This is a genomic window from Haliscomenobacter sp., from assembly GCF_041740695.1.
Lineage (GTDB): Bacteria > Bacteroidota > Bacteroidia > Chitinophagales > Saprospiraceae > Haliscomenobacter.
In genome coordinates this window covers 14,937-27,629 of record NZ_JBGSLK010000037.1, presented here as the reverse complement: position 1 = coordinate 27,629, position 12,693 = coordinate 14,937, and the positions used below count along the sequence as shown (strand labels likewise).

The following is a 12,693-nucleotide window of genomic DNA, read 5'->3' as shown; positions in this document are numbered from 1 at the left end:
AGAATGTCGATTTTTTTGCTTTTTTATTTAAGGCAGTAGCAAAATCGAAAATCGATACCGCCCACATCCTCCCGATTCGTGAGTGGTTAAAAACAATAAACTCTGGGATTTTCTAACAGAGATGCTATTAGGAACTAGCAAGACGTGCATTTTTGATAAGGAAGTCTTATATTTGTAAGGAATCAAATAGAACGATATGTCAAAGATTCAAATTGAGACGACTATTGACACTGACTCATTTGTACTTGGAGCGGCTAATCTACAGTTAAGCGAATTAGAAAAATTAGTCCGTGAATTAGATGCAGTAATTGTACGTAAAAAAAGCTTGGCCAAAGATTTAAAGGAAAGAGAGTTAATCCGGCTGATCAATCAAACTGTATTGGATGCTGACCAACGGTCTCGCTACCTAGTATTGGTAGATAAACTTGAAAATAGCTCTATTTCCTCAGAAGAACATCTTGAGTTTCTTAGCCTCACTGAAAAGGATGAAAAATTGCGAAACGAAAGGTTGAGCTATTTAATTGAACTTGCTCAATTAAATAATTTGAGCCTGCTTGAATTGATGGAACGGATGGGATTAATCCAGGATTAAATGGCAGAAAAGATTTCACTCATTCTTCAACGAGCAATAAAAGAGCTTGCTAAAGGAAATTGCGAATACTGTACCTGCCCATCGTCTTTTTCGCCAGACTCTTTCCATTTGGATCATATTATTCCAACTAGCCTTGGAGGAGATTCGGAACTGGATAATCTCGCCTATTCATGTGGCGGATGCAACGGCCATAAGCACAACAAAACTCATTTCATTGATCCATTGACAGGTAAAATTTCCCGATTGTTTCACCCGCGCCAACACAATTGGCATCAACATTTCACCTGGAGTGAAGATGATTTGCTCATCCTTGGTATTACACCAATAGGAAGGACTACAATAGAATTATTGCAGCTCAATCGAGAAGGCAACCTTAACCTACGACGGTTATTAAAAATGGCTGGACTGCATCCACCTATGTGAGCCTCTACAACACATCTCGAAACTCTGGCGTCCGATCAAATACACTCTTCGCAAAGGGACAGAGTGGAATGATTTTGATGTGCTTTTCGCGGGCATAATCCACGGCCGCGCTGACCATTTGTTTGCCATAGCCTTTGCCTTCGTTGCCGGGTTGTACTTCGGTATGGTCGATGATCATGCGTTCGGGACCAGCAAAGACAAAGGTCATTTGTGCCTGGATCATACCTTCGCCTTCGATGTAGAAGTATCCGTTTTTTTCAGTGAGGTGGAGGTGGACGTTTGCCATTGAGTAGTATTTAGTTTTGTATTTTGAAATAGGATTACATCAAAAAACCATCCACCGCTGCAATCGACTTCGGCACCTCCGTTTCCCCCAGTATCTCCCGCAGATCGATCTCAATCGCCCGGGAGATGGACGTAATCGGCACATCGTTATAAGATCCCTCAAATGGATTTTCGGAATAATCTCCAATTTTTTCCATCAAAAAAAATACCCAAGTGATCAGGGCATTGAACGGTACGGTCAGCCAAATGCGCCAAGAGTTTTCCATTCCAGCAAAAACATTCAGCAAACCCCAGGGCAATAAAGCTGCAAAAACCATCGTATTCCACAACGCTACTGAGGCATACTGCCGGGGAAAGGGGAAATTTTTGATGCGCTCGCTCCGCCCCTGGTCGTCATAAAAAGTACTGATCAGGCGGTGAAACTCCATGTGGCGGAAGGAATCGAAATAACCCAATTCGTGCAAATGTTGCAATTCACGGGCCTGCGAGGCGATAATTTGCGTAGCAATATTGGTTTTGGTTTTATAGCGCTCAAACTCCTCCTCATCAATCAGGTTCATCACCTCCTGGTCCATATTGTTGAAGTACTCTTCACAAATGATGGGTGAGTACAGCCCTTTTACCCGATCTTCCTTGTGTTCCCAATCACGGCTGAGTCGCAGTTGGTAACGCATGGCAGTTAGCCAGGCGATGTGCCGGTAAATCAGGCGACGGCGGATGTTTTGCACTTCTGCTTTGTCTTCTCCCTGAATAAAAGAGGTAACCGCAGCCCCAAAAGTGCGGCTACTGTTGACAATCCCGCCCCAGATTTTGCGCGCTTCCCAGGTTCGGTCGTAAGAGCTGTTGTTTTTAAAACCCAGATAAAAGGCTACTGAAATCCCCAGTACACTAATCGGTTGCCAGGGTAGAGAGATATCCCAGTGGCTAAAATGAGCCAAAGCGGTAATCGGTAAAGCATAAATTACCGCAATAAAAAAGGGCTGTCGAGACCAATTGAAGGTCATCCAAAAGTTGTAATTGCGTTTGGTATACATGCTAATTGGGTGTTTTAGGGGCGACAAAAAAATAAGCGGTTCATTTTGCCAAAGGATTAGATAAGTAAACGGTTCATTTTAAGTGTCTTATCTAATCCTTTGGCTTAAAAAAAAATGAACACTTATTTTTGCCCCACTACTTAGAAAGAATGAACATTCGTGGTTTTGGTAAAGTTAAAAGAAGGTTACGATTTTCCAAAACACCCGTTTGATCCCCTTTTTTTGTCACTTGTACTACCTTGAAATTGAGTTTAAGAGATTTTTAACCAAAATCCACTTGCCCAATGCGTTACAAAGTGGTCTGTCGAATTGTTAATAGTTTGTAATTTAGACAATCTAGAGAGCAACATGAGATCGTTTCAAAGAAAAACATACCGTATGAGACACCACAGTAAGCTTTGGACCCTTGCGGCTTTTTTGCTGGCCTTTACCGGAACAACCACTTTGCAGGCCCAGGAATATTTTGGCCGCAACAAGCCCAGTTATGAGTCCTTCAATTTTGACGTGTATCGCTCACCCAATTTTGAGATTTATTATTACCTCAAAAATGCAGAACGGCGCAAGGATTTGGCCGATCATGCCGAGCTATGGTACAACTACCACCGGAATTTGCTGGGAGATACTTTTTCCATCAAAAACCCCTTGATCTTTTACAATGACCATGCCGATTTCCAACAAACCAATACCATCAGTGGTGGTGTGGGAGTGGGTACAGGTGGGGTGACCGAGGCCTTCAAAAACCGGGTCATCATGCCCATCGCCCTTACCAATCAGGCAACTTATCAGGTATTGGGGCACGAATTGGTGCACGCCTTCCAGTTCAACCGCATTTTGAATGGCGATTCCACCAGCATCCAAAGCCTGGGCAACTTGCCGCTCTGGGTCGTGGAGGGTATGGCCGAATACATGTCGATTGGAAGTGTGGATCCGCATACTGCCTTATGGATGCGCGATGCTGTACTCAATGATGATGTCCCTACGATTGATCAACTGGACAATCCCAAATACTTTCCGTACCGCTATGGCCATGCTTTTTGGTCTTTTTTGACCGGATTAAAAAGTGACCGCATCATTGAGCCATTTTTCAAATCGGTGGCCATTTTTGGGGTAGACAATGCCATTACCGGGGTTTTGGGCATGAACAAAAAGGACTTCAGCAAACTTTGGCAGGATGCCATCACGACGCAGTTCAAACCGATGGTTGAGGGCAAGGAGAAAAACACTTATGGCAAACCCATTTTGGACAACAAGGATGGCGGAGAAATGAACATTTCGCCCTCGATCAGCCCCGATGGGAAATATGTGCTGTTTACCTCTGAGCGCAACCTGTTTTCTACCGATATTTTCCTGGCTGATGCTACGAACGGTCAAATCATGAAAACCGTGGCCAGTACGGCCCGAGGCGGCAACGTGGATTTCTTTGATTTCCTTGAATCCTCTGGTGCCTGGTCGCCGGATAGCAAACGCGTAGCCTTGATCGGTTTCAAACGTGGCCGCAATGTATTGCTGATCAAAAGTCCTTTCACGGGCAAAACAGTGGATGAATTTAACCTCGGTGATTTGCCCGCTTTTTCCAACCCAAGTTGGTCACCCGATGGCAAAACTATCGTGGTTTCCGGATTGAAAGAAGGCCATACGGACTTGTATGCTTTCAACATCCGTACCCGCACCCTGAAGCAGTTGACGGACGATAAGTATTCAGAAATCCAGCCTACCTGGTCGGAGGACGGCCAAACCCTGTATTTTTCCACGGATCAAAAAGCCTGGGAAAATGGGCGGACTTATGGCCGTTTGACTTTCAATCTGGCTTCGATGGATATGGTAAATAATGCTGTAACCCACTACGATGAGGTATTTCCAGGTGCGGACAACCTCAACCCACAAGTGGATACGGCGGGCAACATCGTCTTTTTGTCTAACCGTGATGGATACCGCAACTTGTACCGCTATGATCCAGATTCCAAAGAGGTAACCCAATTGACTGATTTGGCCGTAGGCATTACCGGGATTTCCCAGTATTCTCCAGCGATTTCGGTGGATCGCAAGCGGGATCGGATTTTGTATACCCTTTACAACAAAAGAGGTTACAGCATTTACCGGGGCACTTCAAAGGACTTTTTGGACAAAAAAGTGGATCCGAAAGTAGTGACCTACGCGGCAGCACAGCTACCACGGCTCAACCCTGCCGTAAAAAGTATAATTGACCAACAAATTGGTTCCATCGATCAGGCCATTGCTGGTGAAACGGCGGCTTTGCAGGAAGTACCCTTTAAATCGAAGTTCAAACTCGACTTCCTCACTGGTGGTGGTGGCATTGGCGTGGGGAACAACCTGTTTGGTACCAACGCTGGTTTGGCTGGTGGGGTACAGGCCTTGTTCAGTGACATTTTGGGCAACAACCAAATTATGGCCAACGTTGCGCTGAATGGTCAAATTCAGGACTTCGGTGGCATGGTCACTTACCTCAACCGCAAGGGCAAATTTCAGTGGGGTGGCTCGATTATGCACATTCCTTATCCTTATTACGCCTACGATTCTACTTATTTAGAGAATTCGGACATTGGCCAAGTGGTAGTGGATCAGTATAGCGTTTACCGGATATTCCAGAGTGGAGTCACTGGTTTTGTACAATATCCATTTTCTTCTACTTTGCGGGCTGAGGCAGAACTTGATTTTTCTCGCATCAGCCAGTCGCTGCGCCGAATTAAGGAGTACAGCCAGTACGATCCTTTTTTCTTTGATGGCCGGGGCCGGCCACTTGGACAAGACCAGGAAAAAGTAGGCTCTTTGCCTGGCTTTACTCTGCCTGGTGTGGGAGCAGCCATAGTAGGAGACAAGTCCAATTTTGGGCTCACCGCACCCTTGCAGGGATACCGCTTCCGGGTAGGTTTCCGGCAATATTTGGGGGATATTCAGTTCTTAAACCCCACGCTTGACTTCCGGGGATACTTGCGTAAAAAGCCCTTTACTTTTGCAGCGCGGGTGATGCATACGGGCCGCTATGGTCGTGATTCCGAAAATACGGATATATTTCCGCCACTCTTCCTGGGATCTCCTTGGTGGATACGTGGTTTTCAGGGCAATGTGGCCCAAAATCTGGAGCGCGATGGCTTAATCACCTTTGACAATCTGGTGGGCACTAAAATGGGCTTGTTCAATGCCGAGGTACGGATTCCACTCCTGGGGCCAAAAAAATTGGCGCTGATTCCTACCAGTATTGTTCCGGCTGACTTAAACTTCTTCTTCGACAGCGGGATCATTTGGACGCGCTTTGATCAGTTTAATTTCGAAGCTCCAAATGGTAAAAGCCTGATTCGCCCGCTGTCTTCGGTGGGTGCTTCGCTGCGGGTCAACTTGTTTGGGGCCTTGATTCTGGAGCCTTATTACGCGATTCCGTTGCTTAAGGGGGCGAAGGGCGCGTTTGGGTTGAACTTTATGCCGGGCTGGTAAACATGCCTTCGGTGATTCCTTGAGTGTCTAAGGTTTCTTAGGTGGTGAAAGAGCACCCTGCTCCGCAGGTTTTTTCTTTTACCACCTAAGAAACCTTAGACACCTAGATTCACCTAAGTTCTGACTCTGTTTCAAATTTCCGAATACGCCGCCGGATTCAACAAATAAACATTCGACTTCGAAACGGTGTGCTGATACTCCGGCAACGCCGAGATTTTTTTCCAAAATGGATCCGCTCCAAAAGCTTTCCACAGCTCATTGCGCTTATCGATGTTGTCAAAAGAAGTCATGTACATCAAGTTCGGCATGCGGCGGCCTGCCAACACTTCTCCATAAAATACTGCATTGAAGCCCAGGCGGCTAAAAATGCTGATCTCCTGGCCTTCGTTGAACATGTGTACCTTTTTTTGGTACAACTTCTCGGTACCGCCTTCGTAACTCCGCAATTCGTAGACCCGGTCAGTGATGTTTCCACCGAGTTTGGGTAATTGGTGAAAAGGCATGTCTTTGAAAGCCTGGATCACAATGGATTCCATGCGCACATAAACGGGTTTATCCCAGGGCGCGTTCAGGTATTCCGCACCAGCACTTTGGAAAGCAGCGTCTTTGTCCAGTGCGGTAAGCAGGGAACTAAGCTGATCCAGTTTTTTTAAGGGAATGAAGACAAAAATGCGTTTTCCGAAGGTGGTATCCGTTTTTATGGGTTTGTATACCCCTACTTTGCTGATTCCAGCGCGGTGTAAGGCAGGCAGGTAGGCTTTTTGTAAAAACTGATCCACCTTTGCTTCTTGCTCTGGCCCGTTGATCGTGTAAATTTTGATTTCGTAGTACTCCCGCTTCAGAGCGGAATCGCTGACGGAATTGCTAAAAAAAAGCACAATTAGGATTGCGCTCAATACTTGCAGAATTGGTTTGATGTAGCTCATTGCTGTTTGATGTTTGTTTGAGAGTTTGTTTAAGCTCTTTGTTTGTGCTAAAAACTTAAACAAGCTCTAAAGGTAGTGCGAAAGCGCTAAAGGTAATTATTTTCTAAGTGTACTTTCCCCAACACAAGTTGCGAATTTTCTGTTCTTCTAGCTGCTGGTTTATATTTTTGTGAAAAATTCTCAACCCATGAGACAAACCTTTGCCTTGTTTTGTTTTGCCCTGAGTTCTTTGTGGTTTATTACCCCAGCTTTTGCACAAAATCAGAATGATCACGTTCCTGGCGAAATCCTGGTGCAGCTTCGTGCTACTGTACGGGCGAGTGCCTGGGCGAGTCAGGAAGCTAGTTTACGCGCCGCTGGATCGGGCTTTGTATTGGATGAAGCTCCCCTATCCGAGCCCATGCACATTTGGAAGTTGCGGTTTGATCCCAATACCCAGGATGAAAATGAACTCCTGGCGCGGCTTCGGCGCGATCCAGCCATCATCGCAGCCCAATTCAATCATTACATCGAACTACGTTCAGCAACGCCCAACGATCCCGAGTTTGCCAAACAATGGTACCTGTCCAATACCGGGCAGGATGGAGGTTTTTTGGGCCTCGATCTGGGAATGCCTCAAGCCTGGGACATCACAAAGGGTGGGCTCACTCCTGGTGGTGATACCATTGTAGTGTGCGTCATTGATGACGGGATTGATACGACCCACCGCGATTTGAAAGCCAATTTGTGGGTCAACCGAGCCGAAATCCCCAACAACAACATCGATGATGATGAAAACGGCTACATCGACGATTACCGTGGCTGGAGTGTGCGCCGCAAGAATGACGACATCAGTGAAGATGCTTCGCATGGTACGGAAGTTGCAGGGTTTATTGGTGCAGTGGGCAACAACAATTATGGAGTCACCGGGGTCAACTGGAAGGTGAAAATCATGGGTGTTTTTGGAGGATACAATTCCGGCACAGAAGACATCATCATCCAGGCATATAACTACCCTTTTATTCAGAGAAGGCTCTACAATCAAAGCGGAGGCAAAAAAGGGGCCTTCGTTGTAGCCACCAATGCCTCCTGGGGTATTCCACGTGCCACACCTATAGAATACCCCATTTGGTGTAGTTTTTTTGATAGTTTAGGGTATCAGGGTATCATGAATGTTTGTGCAACACACAATGACCCCCGCGATGTGGATGCTATTGGCGATATGCCCGGTAGTTGCGGCAGCCCTTATATCATCAACGTGACAAGTATGAGCCGAACAGGAACTACTCCCCATGGCTACGGAAAAGTCACGGTTGATTTGGCCGCTTTCGGGGAACAAGCCATTACTACAGCTAAGAATAATGGGTTTGTAACGATCTCGGGCACTTCTTTTGCGGCCCCACAAGTAGCAGGAGCGGTAGGTTTGTTGTATGCTGCACCCTGTCCTACTTTGGCATCTTTGGCCAGGCGAGACCCCAAAGCTGCGGCTTTATGGATCAGGCGTTTGATCCTGGAAAATGTCAAACCCCATTTTAATTTAAAAAATACAACCAGTACCGGAGGCCACCTCCAGGTGTACAACAGTTTATTGGCATTGGCCAAAGAATGTGGTTCCTGCCCTTCTTTGGTTAGTGTAGCCGTAAACAACATTACGGTCAATAGTGCACGACTGGGCTGGACGAGTAATGATAGTATTCAAAGGGTTGATTTACGTTTCCGAGTCAAGGGCACCACGACCTGGACAACAATCGAACGAGCGCTTCCTCCCTATAATTTTACCGATTTAAAAGCCTGCACGGAATACGAGTTTCAGCTCAAAACGTATTGCCGCAGTACCACTGTTGATTATGATCAGCTCTTCAGTTTCCGCACCGACGGTTGTTGCGAGCCTCCCTCTCAGGTGACAATACCTACGGGCATCATCTCCAGCGTGATTATCCGTTGGCAGCCGGTAACCGCTGCAAGTTCGTATACCTTCCGCTATCGGATAGTGGGTGCCACGGCTTGGTCTTCTTTGAGTCCACCTTTCACCTCAGCCAATTTGCGGAACTTGACGGCTTGCACCGAGTATGAATTCCAAATTCGTTCGGAATGCCTGGATGGTACCTCCTCCGTATTTAGCAAAAGTTACACCTTCAAGACCCGTAACTGTGGTGCTTGCCTGGATAAAGACTATTGTAACGAAACGATCCTGATTGATCAAGCTGATCAGGAATGGATTACCGGGGTACAAGTAGGCAACTTCAAAAACCTGAGTACCCGCGACGGTTATGGGGATTATACTGGGCTAAAAGGACTTGATTTGCGTTCGGGTCAAAGCTACAATTTCAAATTGACCATGGGTTACAAGGGGACATTGTTCAACGAGTTTGTCGTAGCCTGGATTGACCTCAATCAGGATGGGCAATTTGGGAACAATGAAGCCCTTTACAATTCGGGTGCAAAAAAAGATACTGTGTTTAGTGGCATCATCAACATTCCTGCGGGTACTCCTTCCGGGCCAACTCGGATGCGGGTAGCACTGCGGTACAACACTGAACCCAGCACCTGTTTTTCAGGAAGCAGCAATTATTATGGCGAAATAGAAGATTATTGCGTCAACATTGACCTCATTTCTACTTCGATCAAAACGGTAAGTCCGGCGAGCCAACTGCATATTTTCCCCAATCCATTTGGTGATGAATTTGTGGTGAGCCTCAAGTTGCCTACCAGCGCACCCAAAGCTCAGTTGGAAGTATGGAACGCCCAGGGCCAAATAGTCCATGCCCGTACTTTAGCCATACCTGGCAATACGGTACTGCAAGAAACCATCACGGCTCATGATTGGCCGAAAGGGCTCTACCTGGTTCGCTTGCACAATGGCAATGAAGAAGCTTGGGGGAAAGTGCTGAAGGTGGAGTAAATTTTTCAATGGTAAAAGCCATAATAGTAAAGGCCCCATTAGCAATGTTGCAGCTAATGGGGCCTTTCAATTCGCTCGAATTGGGTATACTTCGTTACTTATCGTCGCCGAAGAAAGCCAAAATCCGATCGGCCAATTCCAGACCAATGTTGGCCTGAGCTTCCAGCGTAGAAGCACCGATGTGTGGAGTGAGCGAAATATTGGGATGCGTCAGGATTTCCGGACGTGGAGTAGGTTCGAAATCAAATACGTCCAAACCTGCACCAGCTACTTTGCCGCTAGCCATTGCTTCCAGTAATGCTTCTTCATCTACAGTACCACCACGAGAGGTGTTGATCAAACAAACCCCTTTTTTCATTTTGTCAAACTGTGCCTTACCGATGATGGGGGTACCGCCACTGAAAGGAACGTGTAGGGTGATGAAGTGAGACTTCGCCAGGAGTTCTTCCATTTCCACGGTAGGCACGGTTACGGCCATCGTGATGTACTCGCTATTGTAAGGTTTGATGTCGATGCGGGCTTCGTCGATCATGAGATCGGCAGCCAGTACATTCATCCCCAGTCCAATCCCGATGCGCGCTACTTCCTGTCCAATTCGGCCAAAGCCAATGATGCCCAGGGTACGGCCGCGCAACTGAATGCCGTCGGAGAATTTTTTCTTGAGTTTGTCATACTCAGTGCCGCCTGTTACTGGCATGGCCCGATTGGACCCATGCAGGAAACGCGCCAGACTGAACATGTGTGCAAACGCCAATTCAGCAACTGCTTGTGAGGAGGCTGCTGGTGTATTGAACACGGTGATGCCCTTGGAGCGGGCATAATCTGTATCAATATTGTCCAAGCCAACACCACCACGAGCAACGATTTTGAGGTTGGTCCCCGCATCGATTACTTCCTTGGTGACTTTGGTTGCACTGCGTACGATCAGTACATCGTACTGGCCGATAACGCCAGGTAGGTCCGCCTGTGGAATCCGGGTAGTGTCTACTTCATAACCCGCTTCTTCAAGTAGTGTTTGACCGTCTGGGCTGATGCCATCATTGGCAAGGATCTTGATCATTCTGATAGGATTTTTCAAAAAATTTCACCCTAATTTTGAAATTCTCCGCAAAGAAAAGGATTTTTTTTGAAAGCGTGGTGATTAAGGGGGGAAAGTTGGTGGGTCAATAAATTGAGGCTGTTAAGTTTACTTTCGGGTAAAAACCTAAATTAAATCAAATTTTGACCTTGTAAATTTTATAGCCAGTAGTCTATTTTATTTCCCCTTAATTTTTGAGATGGTCTTGCCGATTGATTTTGTGGGCTTGTCCATGTCTTGGATGGCAAAGTCTATGGCTGCTTTGATCAGTTCCGTTACTTGTGGATTGCGATAGTCACTCGTTTTTTTTACATCAATATGCCTGATTAAGTTTCCTGTTCCGGTGAGGAGGCCATGAGGGTCTTTTAACAATGTGCCTTTGTTGAAGCCCAGGTTTAAGTGGTTCGTGTAAATCGGGATCATACAAAATGCGTCGGATAGCTTGTCCGAGATGGAAAATACCGCCGTTAGGGCGTGAGTATGGTATATCAGCTCATTGCTGTCTGGATACAAAGCCAAAATGTAGGCCCTTAAATCGTTAAAGAGCGCGATCAGGTTTTGCTCCTTAAAATCAAGTAGGGATTGAAAATCTGGGTGGATGGGTCTTGGATGGGTCATTGTGGACTAGTGTCAGGCGATGAAAAAATTAGGTTTACTTGTTTCTACGGGGTGATGAAAAACCTATAATTTAGTTGGATAGCTATACGATGAAGTCTTGTGCGCTACGCGGTTCCTCTAAATTGAAAACCAGGAGACTATGATTCCGTAGACACTGTCTGGGGAATTGAAAAAGCAAGCTGCTTTTAAAAAAATCTGATCCCTACCCCATCCCCCCAATAAACCTTTCCATTTCCTCCCTCGTCCCAATCGTAATCCGAGTCCACTGGCCCGCTTCCTCATAAATCCTGGTGCCAATGATCTTGTTGCTGCTCAGTTTTTGAAAATAATCTTGTTTGTAATTCTCCAAGGAGAAATAAACAAAATTGGCATGAGTGGGAATACAAGCCAAATTGAGTTGCTTCAATTGTTCGATGGTGTATTTTTTCACTTGTTCGTTTAAAGCCGAGGTCTCAGCCATAAATTTTTCGTCAGTCAAAGATGCCAAGGCAGCTGCCGCTGATACTACACTGATGCTTCCACTCACCCAGGATTGCAATCCGCCGAGTTGTTCCAGCGTTGTCGCCTCTCCAATCGCATAACCAATCCTTGCACCAGCCAGGCCATACAATTTTGAAAAGGTTTTGGCTACAATGAGGTTTTTATTCCCCACCACAAGCGGGCCTAAAGATTGCTCCTTGCTAAAGTCAAGATAGGCTTCATCAACCAGCACTATGGCTTTTTTGCTCGCTTCATGGATAAAATTGAGCAGCTTATTGTACTCACAAATGGTTCCGGTAGGGTTGTTGGGATTACAGACATACACCAGGCGGGTGTCGGAGTTGATTGCTTGCAACATGGCCTCCAGATTCAGTTCCTTATTGGCATTTAAGGGAACTTTGATGGCTTGTAATCCCAGCTTTTTTGCGGTGGGGATCCAATTGTCATAGCTTGGATTGGCCGTGACCAGATTACCTTTGGTAGAAGCGGAGAGCCGAACCACCAAATCAATGATTTCAGTAGAACCAGCCCCTATCAAAATGTTCTTAGCGCTGACTTTATTTTTTTTGGCCAGGACCTCCACTAAATCAGAAGTCAACTGCCAATTGTAGCGATTGCTGCTATTGATGCTTTTGGCCATTGCTGCCCTGGCTAAGGGTGAAGGCCCATAAGGGTTTTCGTTGGAGTTTAAGTTGATGGGAGAATCCCCCACAACCGATTCAAAAAAATCCGCTGTGGGGGTTACTAAAGTTTCAAAATTGGCCAGGCCAATACCGGATACACCTATGCCAAGCTGTTTTAGCCAATTTCTTCGGTCGATGTGCATGATGCTTTTTTAAGTAGTGCTTGCAGAATTATCCTGATTGGTTGTAGTAGGGTGATGAAAATTACACCATCGACTGATACCATACAGGTTTCTCTCACTG

At 46.1% G+C, this 12,693-nt stretch carries 10 protein-coding genes; 4 read left to right on the top strand and 6 right to left on the bottom strand.

Annotated elements, in window-relative coordinates; genetic code table 11:
- Positions 1-196 precede the first annotated feature (196 nt).
- The gene (locus ACEW9O_RS07830) at positions 197-592 is read left to right on the top strand and encodes a hypothetical protein (RefSeq protein ID WP_373549588.1); all 396 of its coding nucleotides are present in this window, start codon (positions 197-199) and stop codon (positions 590-592) included.
- Positions 593-1,015 carry an HNH endonuclease gene (locus ACEW9O_RS07825; protein WP_373549587.1) on the top strand — a complete coding sequence of 141 codons (423 nt, stop codon included), beginning with the start codon at positions 593-595 and terminating at the stop codon, positions 1,013-1,015.
- Positions 1,016-1,019: 4 nt separating this feature from the next.
- Here ACEW9O_RS07825 and ACEW9O_RS07820 read toward each other — a convergent pair whose 3' ends face one another.
- Together ACEW9O_RS07820 and ACEW9O_RS07815 are read right to left on the bottom strand one after the other, a co-directional pair.
- Entirely contained in the window at positions 1,020-1,301 is a 282-nt protein-coding gene (locus ACEW9O_RS07820) for a GNAT family N-acetyltransferase (protein WP_373549586.1), read from the bottom strand.
- A gap of 34 nt (positions 1,302-1,335) precedes the next feature.
- A complete protein-coding gene (locus tag ACEW9O_RS07815) occupies positions 1,336-2,334 on the bottom strand; it encodes a bestrophin family protein (RefSeq protein ID WP_373549585.1) in 999 nt (332 codons plus the stop codon).
- 378 nt (positions 2,335-2,712) lie between these two features.
- On the opposite strand from ACEW9O_RS07815, the gene ACEW9O_RS07810 reads away from it, so the two are divergent.
- A complete protein-coding gene (locus tag ACEW9O_RS07810) occupies positions 2,713-5,784 on the top strand; it encodes a hypothetical protein (RefSeq protein ID WP_373549584.1) in 3,072 nt (1,023 codons plus the stop codon).
- Positions 5,785-5,915: 131 nt separating this feature from the next.
- Here the strand turns inward: ACEW9O_RS07810 and ACEW9O_RS07805 are convergent, their stop codons facing one another.
- On the bottom strand, positions 5,916-6,710 hold the full coding sequence (locus ACEW9O_RS07805) for an NIPSNAP family protein (protein ID WP_373549583.1): 795 nt from the start codon (positions 6,708-6,710) through the stop codon (positions 5,916-5,918).
- A 187-nt stretch (positions 6,711-6,897) separates the two neighbouring features.
- On the opposite strand from ACEW9O_RS07805, the gene ACEW9O_RS07800 reads away from it, so the two are divergent.
- The gene (locus ACEW9O_RS07800; protein ID WP_373549582.1) at positions 6,898-9,591 is read left to right on the top strand and encodes a S8 family serine peptidase; all 2,694 of its coding nucleotides are present in this window, start codon (positions 6,898-6,900) and stop codon (positions 9,589-9,591) included.
- Positions 9,592-9,685: 94 nt separating this feature from the next.
- Here ACEW9O_RS07800 and ACEW9O_RS07795 read toward each other — a convergent pair whose 3' ends face one another.
- The 3 genes from ACEW9O_RS07795 to ACEW9O_RS07785 all read right to left on the bottom strand — a co-directional run bounded on the left by ACEW9O_RS07795 (position 9,686) and on the right by ACEW9O_RS07785 (position 12,593).
- Positions 9,686-10,651 (bottom strand): D-2-hydroxyacid dehydrogenase, encoded by a 966-nt coding sequence (locus tag ACEW9O_RS07795; protein ID WP_373549581.1) that lies wholly within the window; start codon positions 10,649-10,651, stop codon positions 9,686-9,688.
- Positions 10,652-10,846: 195 nt separating this feature from the next.
- Positions 10,847-11,287 carry a DUF1801 domain-containing protein gene (locus ACEW9O_RS07790; RefSeq protein WP_373549580.1) on the bottom strand — a complete coding sequence of 147 codons (441 nt, stop codon included), beginning with the start codon at positions 11,285-11,287 and terminating at the stop codon, positions 10,847-10,849.
- Between the two features lie 202 nt (positions 11,288-11,489).
- A complete protein-coding gene (locus ACEW9O_RS07785; protein ID WP_373549579.1) occupies positions 11,490-12,593 on the bottom strand; it encodes a histidinol-phosphate transaminase in 1,104 nt (367 codons plus the stop codon).
- Between the last annotated feature and the right edge of the window lie 100 nt (positions 12,594-12,693).